Source organism: Streptomyces sp. NPDC051677, from assembly GCF_044453465.1.
Lineage (GTDB): Bacteria > Actinomycetota > Actinomycetes > Streptomycetales > Streptomycetaceae > Streptomyces.
Window position 1 is genome coordinate 66,307 of record NZ_JBITCT010000023.1, and the last position, 17,725, is coordinate 84,031.

Consider the following 17,725-nt stretch of genomic DNA (forward strand, 5'->3'; position numbering starts at 1 on the left):
ATGCTTCGCTCGGCGCTTGCCGCCGCCTTCTCCGCCGCCCTGGCCTTCGGAGCGCTGAGCGGCCTTGCGGGGACGACGGGCGACACGGCGCGCGACAGTACGTGGAGCCCGGGTGTGGACACCGTCGTCGTGGCCGGCGACAGCACCTGGGTCGCCCCCAGCGACAGCACGTGGGTGGTGACCGCGGCGGACGCGCCGCGTGACAGCACCTGGGTCGCTCCTGGCGACAGCACCTGGGTCGCTCCCGGCGACAGCACGTGGGTCGCCGAGTCATGACCACTCCACCCGACGACCGCTCCTTCCGCCGCGAGATGGCCACCGCCTACCGCTCCGGCTGGCACTTCATCGACCTGGTCACCGCCATCCCCCACAGTGGTGACTCGTTGATGGTGACGGTCTTCGGTGAGCCGGTCGTCGTGACGCGCGACGAGGACGAGGACGTACGGGCCTACCGGTGCCTGCGCAAGCCCCGGGGAGCGCCGCAGCCCGTGCGGTGCGCCATCCGGTACGGAATGATTTTTGTGAACCTGGACCAGCGGGACCACAGGCTCGTCGAGTCCGAGGCTCCGCCCCTGAAGACCACCTCAGCCACCCCCCGCAGTGCCTGACGCGATTCCCCCGTCGTAAAAGATCGCTCAGGCGCTTCCCCCCGCAGCGGCGTCACCGTGACCTGAACACGGTGACGCCGCTGCAGTTTGCGGGGATATTTCGGGTTATGCGCCCGCTTGAGCGTTGGCCGGAAAACGACGTCGCCACGCAACAGCACGGAACCGGAATCCGGTCACCCACGTCCCCGCCCACACCCCCGGCCCGCCGCCGACCCGCCCCCAATCGGCTCCTGGCCCCGCCCCCCGGCGCGCCCCCCGGCGCGCCCCTGGCCCGCCGCCTGCCCGCCCCCGGCCCGCTTCTGGCTCGCCCTCGGCCCGCCTCCGGCCCGCTCCTGGACAGGCCCCGGCTCGTCCCTGGTTCTCCCTCGGTCCGCCACCGGCCCGTTCCTGGCCCGCCCCGGCTCCTTCCTGGCCCCTTCGGTCCGCTCCCGGTCCGGTCCTGGCCCGGCCCTGGCCTTGCCGGGGGCCGCTCCCGGCCCGGCCTCGGTCCGCTCCCGGCCCGCCCCCCGGCTCATCCCTGGCTCCCCGGCCCGCTCCTGGCCCGCCGTAGGCCCGCTCCTGGCTCGCCGCCGGCCCGCTCCTGGCTCGCCGTCGGCCCGCTCCTGGCTCGCTCCCGGCTCGCCCCTGGCCCGCCCCTGGCCCGCCCTCGGCTCGTCTCTGGCCCGCCCCCGGCTCGTCTCTGGCCCGCCCCCGGCTCGTCTCTGGCCCCCCTCGGCTCGCCGCCGGCCCGCTCCTGGCCCGCGCCCGGCTCGCCCCTGGCCCGCTCCTGGCCCGCGCCCGGCTCGCTCCTGGCCCGCCCTCGGCTCGCCCCTGGCCCCCTCGGCCCGCTGCTGGCCCGCCCCCGGCGTGTTCCTGACTCCCCCTCGGCCCGCCCCCGGCCCTCCCCGGCCCGCTCCCGGCCCGCTCCCGGTCCGCCCCCGGCGCGCCCCTGGCTCCCCCTCGGCCCGCTGTCGTCTCTGCCGTCAGTGGGTCGTCAGCGCCGCCGTCAGCGTCGTCAGCGTCGTCGTCGGCCTCGTTGTCAGCCCTGGCCCATCGCCCGGGTCAGTTCGATTTCGATCACCACGCGCGCGGGGTTCGGGCTCGGCGTGCGCCCGTACCGCTGCGCGTACCGCCGCTCCGCCTCCGCCACCTGCTCCGGCTCGGCACGGACCCGCGCGCGCCCCTCCAGCGTGGCCCAGCGCCGTCCGTCCACCTGGCACACCGCGACCCGGGCGCCGGCTGGGCCCGCCGCCAGCACGTTGCCCACCTTGGTGCTGGTCTTGTTCGTGATGACCCGAGCGAGGCGGGCCTCGGGGTCGTATGTCACTCCGACCGGAACCACGTGCGGACTGCCGTCCGGGCGTGGTGTGGTCAGCGTGCACAGATGCCGTTCGCGCCAGAAGGCGAGATACGGCGCGTCGGGGGAGCCCGGGTCCTGGGGGTATGCGGCCATGGCCTGGAAACTACTGCTTCCCGGCTCCCCATCCCCACCTTGAGCGGAATAGACTCAACTTTGTGTACGCTGACTGAGTCAGTGACGGGTAGCGCTGACGCAAGGAGGAGACAGCGAACGTGGACGCCGAGCTGACCAACCGGAGCCGGGACGCGATCAACGCGGCCGGCAGCAGGGCCGTGTCCGAGGGACACGCCGACCTCACCCCCGCCCACCTGCTGCTCGCGCTGCTCCAGGGGCAGGACAACGAGAACATCGTCGACCTTCTGGCCGCCGTGGACGCCGACCAGGCCGCCGTGCGCGCCGGGGCGGAGAAGGCCCTCGGCTCGCTGCCCAGCGTGACCGGCTCCACCGTCGCGCCCCCGCAGCCGAACCGCGAGCTGCTCGCCGTCATCGCCGACGCGCAGAGCCGGGCCCGCGATCTCGGCGACGAGTACCTGTCCACCGAGCACCTGCTCCTCGGCATCGCCGCCAAGGGCGGCCAGGCCGGTGACGTGCTCACCCAGCAGGGCGCGACCGCGAAGAAGCTGCAGGACGCCTTCCAGCAGGCCCGCGGCGGGCGCCGGGTGACCAGCGCCGACCCCGAGGGCCAGTACAAGGCCCTGGAGAAGTTCGGCACGGACTTCACCGCCGCCGCCCGCGAGGGCAAGCTCGACCCCGTCATCGGGCGGGACCAGGAGATCCGGCGGGTCGTGCAGGTCCTGTCCCGCCGTACGAAGAACAACCCCGTCCTGATCGGCGAGCCCGGCGTCGGCAAGACCGCCGTCGTCGAGGGGCTGGCCCAGCGGATCGTGAAGGGCGACGTCCCGGAGTCGCTGAAGAACAAGCGGCTCGTGGCGCTCGACCTCGGCGCGATGGTGGCCGGCGCCAAGTACCGGGGCGAGTTCGAGGAGCGGCTGAAGACCGTCCTGGCCGAGATCAAGGACTCCGACGGCCAGATCATCACCTTCATCGACGAGCTGCACACGGTCGTCGGCGCGGGCGCCGGCGGCGACTCGGCGATGGACGCCGGCAACATGCTCAAGCCGATGCTCGCGCGCGGTGAGCTGCGCATGGTCGGCGCGACGACGCTCGACGAGTACCGGGAGCGGATCGAGAAGGACCCGGCGCTGGAGCGCCGCTTCCAGCAGGTGCTGGTGGCGGAGCCGACCGTCGAGGACACCATCGCCATCCTGCGCGGTCTCAAGGGCCGCTACGAGGCCCACCACAAGGTCCAGATCGCCGACAGCGCCCTGGTGGCCGCCGCGACGCTCTCCGACCGCTACATCACCTCGCGTTTCCTCCCCGACAAGGCCATCGACCTGGTCGACGAGGCCGCCTCCCGCCTCCGCATGGAGATCGACTCGTCCCCCGTCGAGATCGACGAGCTCCAGCGGTCCGTGGACCGGCTGAAGATGGAGGAGCTGGCGCTCGTCAAGGAGACCGACGCCGCCTCCCGCGAGCGCCTGGAGAAGCTGCGCCGCGACCTCGCCGACAAGGAGGAGGAGCTGCGCGGCCTCAACGCCAAGTGGGAGAAGGAGAAGCAGTCCCTCAACCGGGTCGGCGAGCTGAAGGAGAAGCTCGACGACCTGCGCGGCCAGGCCGAGCGCGCGCAGCGCGACGGCGACTTCGACACCGCCAGCAAGCTGCTGTACGGCGAGATCCCGACCCTGGAGCGCGACCTGGAGGCCGCGTCCGAGGCCGAGGAGGAGGCCGCGAAGGACACCATGGTCAAGGAGGAGGTCGGCTCGGACGACATCGCCGACGTCGTCGCCTCCTGGACCGGCATCCCGGCCGGCCGCCTCCTGGAGGGCGAGACGCAGAAGCTGCTGCGCATGGAGGAGGAGCTGGGCCGCCGCCTCATCGGCCAGACGGAGGCCGTCCGGGCGGTGTCGGACGCCGTACGCCGCTCCCGCGCGGGCATCTCCGACCCGGACCGCCCCACCGGCTCGTTCCTCTTCCTCGGCCCGACGGGCGTCGGCAAGACCGAGCTCGCGAAGGCCCTCGCCGACTTCCTCTTCGACGACGAGCGGGCCATGATCCGCATCGACATGTCGGAGTACGGCGAGAAGCACAGCGTCGCCCGCCTCGTCGGCGCGCCCCCCGGCTACGTCGGCTACGAGGAGGGCGGCCAGCTCACGGAGGCGGTCCGCAGGCGCCCGTACAGCGTGGTCCTGCTGGACGAGGTGGAGAAGGCGCACCCGGAGGTCTTCGACGTCCTGCTCCAGGTCCTGGACGACGGCCGGCTCACCGACGGCCAGGGCCGCACGGTCGACTTCCGCAACACGATCCTGGTGCTGACGTCGAACCTGGGCAGCCAGTATCTGGTCGACCCCGTGTCGACGGAGGCCGAGAAGAAGGAGCAGGTCCTGGAGGTGGTCCGGGTGTCCTTCAAGCCGGAGTTCCTCAACCGGCTCGACGACCTGGTCGTCTTCTCGGCGCTGAACAAGGAGGAGCTCGGCCGGATCGCCCGCCTCCAGATCGACCGCCTCGCGAAGCGGCTGGCGGAGCGCCGCCTCACCCTGGAGATCACCGACGCGGCCCTCGCCTGGCTCGCCGACGAGGGCAACGACCCGGCCTACGGCGCCCGCCCCCTGCGCCGCCTGGTCCAGACGGCCATCGGCGACCGCCTCGCCAAGGAGATCCTGGCCGGCGAGGTCAAGGACGGCGACACGGTCCGCGTGGACGCGTTCGGAGAGGGCCTGATCGTGGGCCCGACGACGGGCAAGACGCTGTAGTCCGCCCGGTCCGCCCGGTCCGCCCGGTCCGCCCGGTCCGCCCGGTCCGCCCGGTCCGCCCGGTCCGCCGACCGCTCACGTCGTGAACGCCGAGTACCGCACCCGCGCGGTCTCGGCGTTCTCGTACGTCACGTCCACGTCGACGTAGTAGGCGTAGACGCCGGGATGCCCGGTGACGTCTGCCTGGAAGCAGTAGTCCGAGCCGTGGAGGCAGGTCCCGGCGGCTGGGCCGCCCGGCGCGGGCGCCTCGGGATAGGTGTCCGTCAGCCAGGCGCCCACACCGTCGCGCGGCATGCGGAACTCGGCCAGGTAGCGGACGTCCTGCCACGACTGCACCGAGCACTCCGTGTCGTACGCCCCCGGCGGCAGCTTCGCCCCGCCGAACGCCAGCGCCTCGGCGCACGACGCCTTTTCCGGCCCTCCGCCGAACGGGTAGTCCGAGGTCTCCGCCTTCACGACGAACACGACCAGCCAGACAAGGACCAGCGCCGGCAGCACGGCGACCGCCGCGAACAGGCTCCACCGGGTCCTCCCCCGCCCAGCCGTGCCGCCTCGTAGCCGTGCCATGGCGTCTCCCACCCGTCCACCCGTCCGTCACCGACCGGCCAGATCATGTCAGCCGACGGCTGACAGGCCCCGGCGGGGCTTGCCACCCCCCTCCCCGCATGGGGGAGGATGGCGGGATCCGTACGAAGGGAAAAACACGGTGAGCATCGACCCGTCCTCGATTCCGAACTTCGGGGGCCAGCCCGAGCCGCAGCCCCAGGGTGGACCGGCGGGCCCCGTCGTCCCGGATCAGGATCTCGTGAAGCAGCTCCTCGACCAGATGGAGCTGAAGTACGTCGTCGACGACGAGGGTGACCTCGCGGCGCCGTGGGAGGAGTTCCGTACGTACTTCATGTTCCGCGGCGAGGGCGACCAGCAGGTCTACTCGGTGCGGACGTTCTACGACCGGCCCCACAAGATCGACGACAAGGTGCAGCTGCTGGAGTCGATCGACGACTGGAACCGGCGCACCCTGTGGCCCAAGGTCTACACCCACACTCACGACGACGGCACCGTCCGCCTCATCGGCGAGGCGCAGCTGCTGGTCGGCGCCGGCGTGAACATCGAGCTGTTCGTCTCCTCGACGGTGAGCTGGGTGCGCGCGGCGATCGAGTTCGACAAGTGGCTGGTGGAGCAGCTGGGCCTCGAACAGGAGATCGACGCATCTGAGGAGAAGTCCGACGAAGGCGACGAGAGCGCCGAGTAGGTCCGCGACCTCCTGTGCGCCAGACGGGCGCCCGTCCACAGCCTGTGGGCGGGCGCCCGCTTCCGTGCAGCCTGTCTCAGCCGCCTCGCCTGGCTGTCTGTACCAGGGTGACCTGTGAGAACGTCGGGGGAGTTCCGCAGCATCAGGTAGCTGGCGTCGAGATCGGCACTTCCGCCCATACCGTCTTGCCCACGGGGCGGCGAGGCGCCGACCCCCAGCGCACGGCCAGGGCGTCCACCAGGAGCAGGCCTCGACCGGACTCGCCCTCCGGATACGAGGACGGCGGGGCCGTGGGCGGCCACTTCGCGGAGGCGGCGTCCGCGACCTCGACGCGCACCAGGCCCGCAGCCGCGTCGAGAACGAGTCGGAGACCGAAGGCGCGTCCGGCGACCCGGCCGTGCCGCACGGCGTTCGCGGCCAGCTCGCCGACGACGAGGGCGACCGTGCACGACGCGTCGGACGCCGACGGGCAGCCCCACCCCTCCATGTGTCGGACGGCGAGGCGTCGGGCGAGCTGCGCGCCTCGCGGAGATGAGGCGAACTGCGCGGAGAACGAAGGCAGTTCACGTGCTTCGTCGAGCGCGACGGTCTCCGCCGCGAGGGTCGCGGCGCTCCGCCGTGGCTCGTCTTCCGGGGTGGTCGTTCCTGTCGCCACGGCTGGTCCGTCCTTGTCTGTCGGGCTGAGGCATCCCGTGACGTAAGCGATTCGTCACGTTCCGTGCTCAAGGGTCGTCCGATCGCCCTACGCTCGACAGGTGACACAGCCTTACTTTTCAGCCCGTAAGGAACGGAAGTGACGCTTTGGCCAACGGAATTGACCCCAGTGTGTCGATGGCAGCGCTGTTCGGCACGCGGGTGCGCAGGCTCCGCACGGCGGCCGGACTGACCCAGGCCGAACTCGGCGACAGGACCCACGTGGTGAGCACGCGGATCACACAGATCGAGCGGGCGTCCGGGGCGAAGCCGACGCTGGCACTGGCACGAGCGCTGGATGCGGCCCTCGGCGCGGACGAGTTGCTGGTCGACCTGTGGCCGTACGTGTACCGGGAGGCGTTTCCGGACTGGTCGCGGAGGTTCATGGAGTACTCGGAGCGGGCGGTGGCCATTCGCGAGTACGCGGCTCACGTGGTGCCGGGCCTGTTGCAGACCAAGCAATACGCGAAGGCCGTTCTGAGCGTCGGCCTGACGCTCAGCAGTGATGAGCAATTGGAAGAACGACTCGCAGTCCGCATGACACGGCAGGAACGGCTCGGTTCGCCCGACCGGCCGGACTTGTGGGTGGTGCTCGACGAAGCTGTTCTCAGACGTCCGATCGGCGGGTGCGACGTGATGCGCGCGCAGTTGGAGCTGCTGCTCTATGTGGCGGCGGAGCACGACATCACTGTCCAGGTGCTCCCGTTCGACCAGGGCGAGCACGACGCGATGGGCGGTTCCCTGACAGTGCTGACACTGCCGGATGGCTCTGAAGTCGCCTACACGGAGGGTGCTCACCACGGCCAACTCATTGAGGATCCAGCCGAAGTCAGCCGTTTCACGGTGACCTACGATCGGCTACGGGCGAATGCCCTGCCCCCGCTCATGTCGCTCGACATGATCCGATCCGCGATGGAGGGCTACAACCGTGGAGCGAATGTCCCGTCCCGATCTGAGCGTCGTCGCCTGGCGCAAGAGCAGCTACAGCAATCAGGAGGGCGGCAACTGCGTGGAGGTGGCCGACGGGTTCCGGGCCGTCGTCCCGGTCCGTGACAGCAAGGTCCCGCACGGTCCGGCGCTGTGCTTCGAAGCCGCCTCCTGGACCGCCTTCATAGGCGAGCTGAAGGCCTGACGCCGCCCTCCGGTTTCCAGGTCTTCCGGGCTCACCGGGCCCTTGTCCGCGAGGGTCCGGCGGGCCGCTGACCTCCTGAAAGAACCGGGGGAAAGAACTTCCCGCCCACCCACCCTCCCCGGCCGCGAAGCCCGCGTCACCCGTCCGAGTGACCAGCTTGCAGGCGCGGGATGCGGACGGTTACGTTCGCCGCGACAACCGCAAACAGATACGGCCCCCGGCCGGGACGGGCATCCCGAACGAGGGCCTCACCGATCGAGAAGGAACCACTTCCCGATGGCTGACCCGCAGTCTAACGCGCCCTCGCGCGCCCGCGCCGGAGGTCCGACCTCCGGCGTGATCCACGTCCGCATTCGCCTCACGGCCGATTTCACGGTGATCTCCAATGCCCTCGCCCAGCGACGCGGCAGCGCGGTCATGGTCGGCGTCGCGGCGTACATCTCCTCCCTCCCCGACGGCTCCTCCGTGACCATCGCCGCTCTGTGCGAGCACTTCAGCGAGGGGGAGATCCTCATCTCGCGGGCGCTCAGGGAACTCGAAGCGGCCGGCTACCTGGAGCGCCGCCGCGAGCGAACGCAGACCGGGCAGGTCCGTACCCGGACGTACTTCTACGACATCCCAGGCGGCGAGCCGGATCCGAACGGGCCTCCCGAGCCGTCCAAGCCGCGTCGACCCCGGAAGCAGCCCGCCGCTGCGGCGGCCCGGCCAGCGCCAGCGGTCGTGCGGGAAACCGTGCAGCCGCCCGTACAGCCCGAGCCCGAGACACCGATCCCGCTTGCCGACGCCGACGCCGATTCCCGGGCCGTCGCCGTGCTCGCCGCTCTGCGCCGGGTCGACTCCCGCCTTGTCCTGTCCGAGCAGTAGGCCGCCCGCCTCGCCCCGGCCGTCACCCGGTGGCTGGAGGCAGGGCTCCTGCCCACGCAGATCACGGACCACCTGACCGCACGGCTCCCGGACCATTTCCTGACCCGCCCGGCCGGCATCCTCGCCTACCGGCTCAAGGAGACTCCCCTTCCCGTGCCTGTGATGGCCCGAAGCGCAGAACCCCCGGTACGCCCGGCGGTCGTGCCGATGCGGAACTGCGACGGCTGCGACCGGGGATTCCGCACGGCGGAACCCGGCCGTTGCCGCGACTGCCGGTCCCGGGACCAACTCCGTGCGGCCGGCTGAGCCGATGACCGCCTGAGGCTATGGACTGAGGTCCAGGGTGCGCACCGGCTGTCCCTTCCACGTGTGCGGCTTGGTCGTCGCGATCACCCCACCATCCGGCCGGTCGGGGCTGGGCTGGGCTGCATGGAGAGTGTGAGCGTCGGCCCATGTGGTGGCGCGCGCCACCGACAGGGCGGCAGGCAGGTCCAGGTCGACGATCGCGATGCCGGGCAGGGCGGCGATGTGCTCCGCGGCGCCTGGTCTGGTCCGGTCGGCCTCGACCAGGGCGCACACAGTGGCGTACAGGAACCAGCCCGGCTCTGCGTGAGCGCGATGGATCAGGCGGGAGGCCAGGACATTGCCCTTCCCGGCGGCCACCATCGCGCTCTCATCGAGGAACACGTGCACATCACGGGTCACATGGCACCCGCTTCGGCCATGCGACGGTCCAGCTCTGCGTCCAGCTCGGACTGCTCGTCCTGGTCGGGGTCGTAGCCGTTCCACTCCCGCAGCACCGCCCGTGCCTTGTCCGCCCGCTCTGCTCGCTCGGCCGGCGTGAGCAGCGTCTCGGCGAGTCGAGCCAAGTAGGCGCGCAGGGACAGTCCTTCTCCCGCCGCTATCTCGGCAAGCCGGTCGCGGGCATCGGCGGGGATACGGATGTTGGCGTCCGACATCATGCAGACTTCCTGTCACTCACTCCGACGGGTACGGGTACGTACCCGTACCTGAGAAGCCACTCTAGCCTGCCCGTGCGTTGAGCGGGTGCCCGTCCACAGCCTGTGGATGGGTGCCGCTTCCCTGCCGCTTGGGCTCAGCCCGTCAGTGCCTTCAGGCGGGTCACCGCCTCCTCCAGCACGCTTGCCCGCTTGCAGAACGCGAAGCGTACGAACGGGGCGCCCGCCTCGCGGTGGTCGTAGAAGACCGCGTTGGGGATGGCGACCACGCCCGCGCGTTCGGGCAGGGCCCGGGAGAAGGCGAAGCCGTCGCTCTCGCCGAGGGGGCGGATGTCGGTGGTGATGAAGTAGGTGCCGGCCGGGCGGAAGACCGCGAAACCGGCGTCCGCGAGCCCCGCCGCCAGCAGGTCCCGCTTGGCGCGCATGTCCGCGCGGAAGCCGTCGAAGTAGCTGTCGGGGAGGGCGAGGGCTTCCGCGACCGCGTACTGGAACGGGCCGGACGACACGTACGTCAGGAACTGCTTGGCCGAGCGCACCGCCGTGACCAGGCCGGGCGCGGCCGTGACCCAGGCGACGCCTCGTTCGTACACTCATTCACATGGCACGCAACAGGCCCGCCAGGGGCAACACCAGCACCGCCGTCCCCGGTGAGCCGGCGGCGATCTACTGCCGCATATCCCAGGCGGACGATGACGATCAGACCGGCGTCGACCGTCAGGAGCGCATCTGCCGCGAGATCGCCGACCGGCGTGGCTTCGTCATCGATCCCGCCCACGTCTTCGTGGACAACAGCCGCTCGGCCTGGAGTCGCAAGCGGAAGCGGCCCGGCTGGGACCGTCTGCTGGAGGACGCCCGGAATCGCGGCTTCCGGCACATCATCGCCTATCACCCCGACCGGCTCATGAGGCAGCCCCGGGACCTGGAGGAGCTGCTCCAGGTCTCCGACGACCACGCCATCACGCTCCACGGCGAGGCGAACCGGCGGGACCTCTCCGACCCCGACGACCGCTTCATCCTCCGTATCGAGGTCGCGCACGCCTGCCGCTCCTCGGACGACACCTCACGGCGGCTGAAGTCCGCGATGCAGGACCGGGCGCGGGAAGGCAAGCCGCAGGGCGGTGTGAGGCGGTTCGGCTACGCCACGGGCGGGATGACTATCGTCGAGGAGGAGGCCGAGATCGTCCGGGAGGTCTTCGACCGCTACCTCAAGGGCGAGGGGGCGGCACCCATCGCGAAGGACCTGCACAGCCGGGGCATCCACACGGCCGGCGGCAAAGCGTGGAACAGCGGTACTGTCCGTGCGCTGCTCGACTCCCGGCACGTCGCCGGAATCCGCATGCACCAGGGCGAGGAGGTCGGCCCCGGCACCTGGCCCGCGATCATCGACGCGGGCGTGTGGGCGGAGGCGCGGACGCGGCGCGAGTACCGGTCGGCGGTGCACAGGGAGGCGCTCAGCCGGCCGCCGCAGCGCTACTACCTGCTGCGCGGCCTGGTGATGTGCGGGCGGTGCGGCACCCTGATGTCCGGCACCGCCAAGGGCACGGGGCCGGTCTACCAGTGCAACCGCAGGGGCCGGAACGACGAGAAGAAGTGCACCCGGTCGATCATGGCCCAGACGCTGGAGGACTTCGTCGCCGACGCCGCGGTCGAGCTGCTCGGCAAGCTGCGCGTCGACGGCCGACTCGCCAGCAGCAACCTCTCGGAGAGCGTGACCGAGGAGCTGGAGGACGACCAGCGGCAGCTCGGAGAACTGAACCAGATGTGGACCGCGAAGGAGATCTCCACGGCGGAGTACCGCAAGATGCGCAAGGAGATCACCGACCGGATCGCCAAGGCTCAGCGCAAGGTCGTCGTCCGGCCGATGGTGCTCCTCGACGGCCTTACGGGAGCTGGCGCGCGGGCCGCCTGGGACGCCGAGGACATGACGGATGAGCGGCGCAACGCGGTGCTGCGGTTCCTGTTCTCCGGGGTGGTCATCGACGAGCCGAAGAAGTTCGGCCGGTTCATGGACTGGGACCGGATCAGCATCGAGCAGAACCCGCTGTAGCGGGGCGAGGCCGGTGGAATTCGCCCTGCCGACCGAGGCGATGAAGGGCGCAACATAGCCGACGATCGCCGGTTAGCCTAACCGGCGATTCTCCGGAGCATGGACCTCCCCAGCCAACCCGCCGGCCCTCACCACACACCGGTGGGTCGCCGACCGAACGCCGCCCTGAGGACGTCCATGCCCCAACGCCAGACCGAACCCGCCGTCATCCAGCCCGTCATCGCCCCCGAAGGAGCCCGCGCCGTCCGTCAGAAGGTGGACTCGGCGAGGGACGCCGCTCTCCAGCGCGTATGCGCGGGGTTCGCGACGACGATCAGCCCACGGAGCGCCGCGCGGCTCGCGGACCTGCTCTCTACCTCGACCTATGTCCAGGCAGCCTGACCGGAGCCGGAGGAACGGTCCCGCCTCGTCGCGGGTCCGAGGACGGCCGGCACTACCTCGCAGGGCGGCCCTGCAGCCGCTAGCAACTGGCATCAGCGCACCGTCTGGCAGTTCGGATACGCAGCCAAGGCCGCGTTCGCCGTGAGCTGTGTGGTTTCTCGGCCGAACGCTGGATCTTCGCGTGCGGGTGTGGCTGTCTTGGTGTTCCGCCTGGAGCGCTGGCCCGCAGAAACAGAAACCCCAGCGCGCCCTGGGCCAAGGAATCACCTGTGGCCGGGTCTCATCCCCCCGCGCCCTCGTGGCCCTTACCGACACGTCGGCACCGGAGACCGTGCCCCACCCTCACCCTGTGCACCGCCCGAAGAGGGCCCGTCGCACCCGCCTGCCCTGATGAAGGAGCCGCCACCCGATGAGCTACGACGCCCGCGAATGGGTGTGGGACCACAGCAACAGCAAGGGCACTGCCCGCATGGTCCTCGCCCTGATCGCCGACCGGTGCCGCGATCGCCGCTGCATCGCGTACGCGTCCGTGCCAACCCTCATGAAGCGCTCGAACGCCTCCCGTACGGCCGTGCGCGACGCCCTCACGAAGCTGATCGCCAGCGGGGAGCTGACGCAGCTCGCGGGCCGCAAAGGGCCGCGCGGAGAGACGTACTACCACCTCCCGATCGCCGCCTCCTTCCTCGCCGACCAAGCAAACGAGGGGGACCGGAATTCGGCCCCACCGGGGGGTCGGATTCCGCCCCTCGGAAGGCCGGATTCCGACCCTGCCGACGCCTTCGAAGGGGAGCGGGATAACGGCCCGGAGGAACGGATTCCGCCCCCTGGGGGGACCAAATTCCAGCCCTCCGGGGGCACGGATTCCGACCCCCAGAACGGTAGTGAACCGAAGGTGAACGGTAAGAGCAGCAGCTCTGCCTCCCTCCTCACCGCCGCCCAGTGGGAGATCGACGACGCCACCTGGGCCTGGCTGCGGCACGACGGGCACCTCGCCCGACTCGGCGAGCACGGCCTACGGGCGGCCGACGAGAAGTGGCGCACCTACCGGGCGACGTGGGCGCTCCGCCCAGCCGCCGCGTGGGGCGCCGACTGGCGCACATGGATCGCTCGGGAACGCACTCCCACCCCGGAACGGCCGAACCTGCGCGCCCTGCCCGGCGGAGCCGCCCCACTTGCAGGCGGCATGACCCGCGCCGAAGCACACACCGCCGCCCTCCTCGCCGCCCTCGACGAACCGACAGGAATGGAGTAACCCGCCCCCTTGGAACGCCGCGAAGTCGCCGCCGTCCTCGCCTACATCGGCCGCCTGGACCCTCGCACGATCCGTACCGACCCAGGCGAGGCCCGCGACCAACTCGCCCAGTGGCACGAACTGCTCCACGACGTCCCCTTCGCCACGGACTACGGCTGGGATGTCCGCGAGGCGATTCGGGCGCACGTCCTCGACTCGCCCTACCCGATCCTGCCCGTGGACGTCGCCCGCGCGTGGCGCACGTACCGCCGCGACCATATCGACCGGCACACCGACCCCGCGCCGGCCGCCGACCCCGACGACCCGACCGCATGGCGGGCCGAACTGCTCGGCACCCGGCAGGCCGTAGCCACCGGAAAGGCTGCGCCCTCAACGCACCGACAGCTCACCAACGGTGGCCCGCACCCCGACGTGGAAGCCCGCGTGCGCGCCATCGGATCGTGCGTCCCACCGACAATCCGCGCCGCGCTCGCCCCCTACCGTCCGGCCCGTGCCGCACGCGAGGCCGCCGTCGCCGCAGGGCTCCCGGACGCCCTTGGCGTCCGGTGCCCGTGGTGCCGTGCCCGCGAGGGCGAACCCTGCCGCAGTCGAAGCGTGGGCCCCGACGGCCGCGCCCGAGGCAATGCGCCCCGCACCACGCCCCACCCGACGCGCCTCGACCTCGCCGCCGCGGAAATCACCCGACAGGGAGCTGCGTGACCTACCCCTTCGAACGCTCGTCCCTGCTCGCGATCGACGCGCCGTTCCTCGTCGTCGCCGTGCTCGCTGGATGGCTGCTGCGCCGACGCACCCGGAAGCCCGGTGTCGGGCAGCGGCGTGGCACCGCCGCCATCCCGGTTGCCGCTGTCGCCGCGATCGGCTGCACCGCTTACAGCGCGGACACCAGCTGGCGCTTCGCCGCCGACTACCTCGACATGGGCAGCACCGTCGAGCGTGCCGCGATGTTCGCCGCCGCCGAGCTCGGCCTGTTCGCCACCGCCCTGCTCGCCCGGCAGAACCTCAACGGCCCGAAGCAGGCGCCCGGCCTGCCCGGCACGCTCACCTGGGTGATCACCGGCGTGCAGATCCTGCCCGCCTATGCCGAGTCCGGGCTGGTGGGCGGAACCGTGCGGGCCTTCGTCGGCCCGGTTTTGGCGGCGATGCTATGGCACCTGGCCATGGGCATCGAACTGCGCCACCGCAGCCCACACGCCGACTCACGCAGCCTGGCGGCTGTCCTCGCCCGACAGATGCGGGAACGACTGCTGGCCCGTCTGGGGATTGTCGACCGAGATGCGGACGCCGCCCGGATCATCCGCGAGCGCGCTCTCGACCGGGCCGTCACCCTGATCCTCCGGGCAGAGGCCATGACGCCCGAACGGCGTGCCAAGGGGCGAGGCCGGCGACTCACCTGCCGTCTGCACCAAGCACTGGAGCAGGCCGACGTCGACCGTGACGAACGCCAGGACGAGCTGCTGCTGCGCAAGCTCGCCACTCGGCAACAGGCGCTCGCCCTGGCCTCCATTCCGCTGCCCCGGCGTTGGCCCGCCCTCGCCACGGGCACGACGGGCGGCTCCCCGCCTGCCCGACCGCGCACCACAGCGACGAAGCGGGCAGCGACGCCGGGCCGCCCGCCCGAGGGCGATGCGGGCGATGACACCACCGATCGGGCTGCCCGCCCGGAACCCGGAAACCGCCCGCACAGATCCGCCCGCACCACTACGAGCCCGGAGGCGATACCGGGCGGGGAACCGCCGGATGCCGATCCGGGCAAGGCCGGGAGGGCGAAGCCGAATCGCCCGGGCCACAAGCCGCGGGCGACACGGGACCTCCTCACCGAATACGCCCATCGCATCCTCGGCGAGACCGGACGCCTCTCCCGCGACCTGCTGGAGGACACCGTGCGCCAGGACGGCTACAGCGTCGCCAGCGACACCGCCGGCGAGGTCGTCCGCACCGTCAAGGCCGAGCTGAAGGCCGCTCGCGCCGGTCACCCCCACTGAACCCGCTCCACCCACAGCGCCAAAGGAGAGCCGCTCAATGCACGACACACGCCACGGACTTCCCACCGGCCAAACGGAGATGACATCCACAGCCCCAAACGGCACAGCAAGTTGTACCGGGAGCAATGCTCCCGGAATTCCCGCCCCAGGGGTGGTGGGAGCAGCCCTGCGCCAGGGGGCACCGGACCGTCAGGCGGCGACCGAGGGCGGACCGCAGCCAGGAGGGAAGCAGGCGGAGCCCCTCGCGAAGAGACGTCAGCGCACGCGTCAGCCAAAAGAGCGCAAGCGCCTGAAGCAGCCCAGCTGCCGCATGAACGACGCCGAGTTCAAACGCCTCACCGACGCAGCCGCCAACTGCGAGATGACCAACGCCTCCTTTCTCGCCTACGCCGCCGACAAGGCCGCCCGCGACCTGACCCGCACCGCCGCCGAGATCGCCACCGAACGGGAAGTCATCGACGAACTGTTCGCCGCCCGTCGGCACCTGGGCCGCATCCACGGCCTGTTCAACCAGGTCGCCAAGGCCCTCAACTCCGGTGCCGACGCACCCCACCTCGACGCCGCCGCCGAGGCAGTCCGAAGCGCCGCCCGACGCATGGAGGACGCCGCCGACGCCCTGCTCGCCCACCGCGACGGTGGTGCCGCTGAGTGATCCCCAGCATCCACGAGCGCGGCAGCAGGACGATCGGCCTCATCAACTACCTCTACGGGCCCGGCACCCACGAGGAGCACATCGACCCCCACTTGGTGGCCGCCTTCGATCCGCTCGCCCCTGACCCCGGCCGCGACCCGAAGGCCACCTACGAGCAGCTTCAGCGGCTGCTTGACCAGCCCGTCAACGCCCTGCCCACCAGCCGGCGCCCCAAGAACCATGTCTGGCATCTGTCCGTGCGGGCTGCCCCGGAGGACCCGGTCCTGTCCGACGAGGACTGGGCCGCGATCGCCCGCCGCATGGTCGCCGTCACCGGCATCGCCCCCGACGGCGACGAGCAGGCATGCCGTTGGGCGGCCGTCCGCCACGCCGACGACCACATCCACATCATCGCCACCCTGGTCCGCGACGACGGCCGCCGGCCCCGCCTGCACAACGAGGCCCGCCGCGCCCAGGCCGAATGCCGCCGCATCGAAGCCGACTACAACCTGCGCCGAGTCGCGCCCGGGGACGGCACCGCCGCCAAGCGTCCTACCAGTGCCGAACGCCACAAGGCGGAGCGCCAGGGCCGCGAACGCCCCGCGCGAGAAGAGCTGCACGAGACCGTCCGCCAAGCGGTGGCCGGCGCCGCGAGCGAGGCGGAGTTCTTCGCCCGGCTCAAGGCCGCCGGGCTCCTGATCTACCAGCGCGTCGCGCCGTCCGGGGACCTGCTCGGCTACAAGGTTGCCCTGCCCGGCGACGTGAACGACGACGGCGAGCCCATCTACTACGCAGGCTCCACGCTGTCCCCCGACCTCTCCCTGCCCCGCATCCGCGAACGCTTCCCCACCACCCACGACGTTCACCAGGACGAGCAGGAAGCAGCCACACACCAGCCGACCGCCCGCTCGCGCGCAGATGTGTCGGCACCGGCCGCCGCCCGGCGCTCGGCGACCCGAGCCGCCTGGACCGCTCTGGTCACCCTCGGCCAGGACGGCGGCGGCGCTGCGGCGGCCCACATCGCCGCCACCGGCGAGATCCTGGACACCATCGCCCAGACCAGCGCAGCGCACACTCGCCAGCAGCTCCGCGACGCGGCCTGGGCGTTCGAGCGAGCCACCCGCTCCCACACCCGTGCCGAGTACTGGCATGCCCAGGCCCTGCGCCAAGCCGCTCGCGACCTCCGCTACAGCGGCCCGGCGCTGGGCCGCGGGGAGGACGACGCGACCACGGCGATGCTGATCGACACTCTGTTCTTCCTCGCCACCGCCGCCGCTCACTGGCACGCCCAGCGCCACCACGCCCAGCAGGCCGAGGCCGCCCGCCAGGCCGCAGCCCACCTGCGCGCCGCCTACGCTGCCGCAGCCGAGGAGCCCATGGCCCGCCTGCACGCCCAGGGGCTGCGCCTGGTCCAGCCCGTACGCGACTGGGCCGCCGCCCTCCTCCACGCCACAACACCCGAGATCGCCGAGGCGGTAGTGAACGAACCGGGCTGGCCCGCCTTGGCCGCCACCCTCACTCACGCCTACCAGGCCGGCCACAACCCCAAGGAGCTGCTGACCGAAGCCGTCACCCACCGCGAACTGGACACCGCCGGGTCGGTCAGCGACGTCCTCGTCTGGCGCCTGCGCCGCATCGCCGACCTGCCCGCCGACGCGGCCGAAACACCTCCTACTCGGCCCGCGCGCCACGGCACACCGGCCTCGTCTCGCGGCACCGCTCGGGTCCCCGGTCAAGGAGGCGCACCGCAGGGACACCGCAGGTAATCCCGCTGC

18 protein-coding genes and 2 pseudogenes are annotated in these 17,725 nt (G+C 71.6%); 14 read left to right on the forward strand and 6 right to left on the reverse strand.

Annotated elements, in window-relative coordinates; translation table 11 throughout:
- Both ACIBAF_RS26015 and ACIBAF_RS26020 read left to right on the forward strand, forming a co-directional pair.
- Complete coding sequence (locus ACIBAF_RS26015) at positions 1-276, forward strand: hypothetical protein (protein WP_399466103.1); 276 nt, start codon at positions 1-3, stop codon at positions 274-276.
- On the forward strand, positions 273-608 hold the full coding sequence (locus ACIBAF_RS26020; protein ID WP_399466104.1) for a hypothetical protein: 336 nt from the start codon (positions 273-275) through the stop codon (positions 606-608). The genes ACIBAF_RS26015 and ACIBAF_RS26020 overlap by 4 nt, the downstream gene beginning before the upstream one ends.
- Positions 609-1,626: 1,018 nt before the next feature.
- Here the strand turns inward: ACIBAF_RS26020 and ACIBAF_RS26025 are convergent.
- Positions 1,627-2,040, reverse strand: coding sequence for a pyridoxamine 5'-phosphate oxidase family protein (locus ACIBAF_RS26025; RefSeq protein ID WP_399466105.1), 414 nt, complete (start codon positions 2,038-2,040; stop codon positions 1,627-1,629).
- 119 nt (positions 2,041-2,159) lie between these two features.
- Here ACIBAF_RS26025 and clpB point away from each other — a divergent pair, with 119 nt between their 5' ends.
- Complete coding sequence (clpB, locus tag ACIBAF_RS26030; protein WP_399466106.1) at positions 2,160-4,757, forward strand: ATP-dependent chaperone ClpB; 2,598 nt, start codon at positions 2,160-2,162, stop codon at positions 4,755-4,757.
- Between the two features lie 75 nt (positions 4,758-4,832).
- Here clpB and ACIBAF_RS26035 read toward each other — a convergent pair whose 3' ends face one another.
- On the reverse strand, positions 4,833-5,324 hold the full coding sequence (locus ACIBAF_RS26035; protein WP_399466108.1) for a hypothetical protein: 492 nt from the start codon (positions 5,322-5,324) through the stop codon (positions 4,833-4,835).
- A 139-nt stretch (positions 5,325-5,463) separates the two neighbouring features.
- Here ACIBAF_RS26035 and ACIBAF_RS26040 point away from each other — a divergent pair, with 139 nt between their 5' ends.
- Entirely contained in the window at positions 5,464-6,009 is a 546-nt protein-coding gene (locus ACIBAF_RS26040; RefSeq protein WP_399466110.1) for a YbjN domain-containing protein, read from the forward strand.
- 142 nt (positions 6,010-6,151) lie between these two features.
- On the opposite strand, the gene ACIBAF_RS26045 is transcribed toward ACIBAF_RS26040, so the two are convergent.
- On the reverse strand, positions 6,152-6,664 hold the full coding sequence (locus ACIBAF_RS26045) for an ATP-binding protein (RefSeq protein ID WP_399466112.1): 513 nt from the start codon (positions 6,662-6,664) through the stop codon (positions 6,152-6,154).
- Positions 6,665-6,840: 176 nt separating this feature from the next.
- Between ACIBAF_RS26045 and ACIBAF_RS26050 the strand changes: the two genes are divergently transcribed.
- From ACIBAF_RS26050 to ACIBAF_RS26060, 3 genes and pseudogenes are all read left to right on the forward strand, one after another.
- Positions 6,841-7,755, forward strand: a complete 915-nt coding sequence (locus tag ACIBAF_RS26050; RefSeq protein ID WP_399466114.1) for a helix-turn-helix domain-containing protein — start codon at positions 6,841-6,843, stop codon at positions 7,753-7,755.
- Positions 7,718-7,834, forward strand: a complete 117-nt coding sequence (locus ACIBAF_RS26055; protein ID WP_399466216.1) for a DUF397 domain-containing protein — start codon at positions 7,718-7,720, stop codon at positions 7,832-7,834. The genes ACIBAF_RS26050 and ACIBAF_RS26055 overlap by 38 nt, the downstream gene beginning before the upstream one ends.
- A 276-nt stretch (positions 7,835-8,110) precedes the next feature.
- Positions 8,111-9,004: pseudogene (locus ACIBAF_RS26060) on the forward strand (hypothetical protein).
- Positions 9,005-9,022: 18 nt separating this feature from the next.
- On the opposite strand, the gene ACIBAF_RS26065 reads toward ACIBAF_RS26060, so the two are convergent.
- From ACIBAF_RS26065 to ACIBAF_RS26075, 3 genes and pseudogenes are all read right to left on the reverse strand, one after another.
- Positions 9,023-9,364 carry a hypothetical protein gene (locus ACIBAF_RS26065; protein ID WP_399466217.1) on the reverse strand — a complete coding sequence of 114 codons (342 nt, stop codon included), beginning with the start codon at positions 9,362-9,364 and terminating at the stop codon, positions 9,023-9,025.
- Positions 9,365-9,399: 35 nt separating this feature from the next.
- Positions 9,400-9,657 (reverse strand): hypothetical protein, encoded by a 258-nt coding sequence (locus ACIBAF_RS26070; protein WP_399466219.1) that lies wholly within the window; start codon positions 9,655-9,657, stop codon positions 9,400-9,402.
- A gap of 137 nt (positions 9,658-9,794) precedes the next feature.
- Positions 9,795-10,232, reverse strand: a pseudogene (locus tag ACIBAF_RS26075) (aminotransferase class I/II-fold pyridoxal phosphate-dependent enzyme); the annotation flags it as partial.
- Between the two features lie 23 nt (positions 10,233-10,255).
- Here ACIBAF_RS26075 and ACIBAF_RS26080 point away from each other — a divergent pair.
- The 7 genes from ACIBAF_RS26080 (at position 10,256) to ACIBAF_RS26110 (ending at position 17,716) form a co-directional block, all read left to right on the forward strand.
- Positions 10,256-11,704, forward strand: a complete 1,449-nt coding sequence (locus ACIBAF_RS26080; RefSeq protein ID WP_399466116.1) for a recombinase family protein — start codon at positions 10,256-10,258, stop codon at positions 11,702-11,704.
- A 177-nt stretch (positions 11,705-11,881) separates the two neighbouring features.
- Positions 11,882-12,085 (forward strand): hypothetical protein, encoded by a 204-nt coding sequence (locus ACIBAF_RS26085; protein WP_399466117.1) that lies wholly within the window; start codon positions 11,882-11,884, stop codon positions 12,083-12,085.
- Between the two features lie 409 nt (positions 12,086-12,494).
- Positions 12,495-13,337 carry a helix-turn-helix domain-containing protein gene (locus ACIBAF_RS26090; protein WP_399466118.1) on the forward strand — a complete coding sequence of 281 codons (843 nt, stop codon included), beginning with the start codon at positions 12,495-12,497 and terminating at the stop codon, positions 13,335-13,337.
- 9 nt (positions 13,338-13,346) lie between these two features.
- A complete protein-coding gene (locus tag ACIBAF_RS26095) occupies positions 13,347-14,036 on the forward strand; it encodes a hypothetical protein (RefSeq protein WP_399466121.1) in 690 nt (229 codons plus the stop codon).
- Positions 14,033-15,319 (forward strand): hypothetical protein, encoded by a 1,287-nt coding sequence (locus ACIBAF_RS26100; RefSeq protein ID WP_399466122.1) that lies wholly within the window; start codon positions 14,033-14,035, stop codon positions 15,317-15,319. The genes ACIBAF_RS26095 and ACIBAF_RS26100 overlap by 4 nt, the downstream gene beginning before the upstream one ends.
- A gap of 310 nt (positions 15,320-15,629) precedes the next feature.
- Positions 15,630-15,971, forward strand: coding sequence for a plasmid mobilization relaxosome protein MobC (locus ACIBAF_RS26105; protein ID WP_399466123.1), 342 nt, complete (start codon positions 15,630-15,632; stop codon positions 15,969-15,971).
- Positions 15,968-17,716 (forward strand): relaxase/mobilization nuclease domain-containing protein, encoded by a 1,749-nt coding sequence (locus tag ACIBAF_RS26110; protein WP_399466124.1) that lies wholly within the window; start codon positions 15,968-15,970, stop codon positions 17,714-17,716. The genes ACIBAF_RS26105 and ACIBAF_RS26110 overlap by 4 nt, the downstream gene beginning before the upstream one ends.
- Positions 17,717-17,725 lie beyond the last annotated feature (9 nt).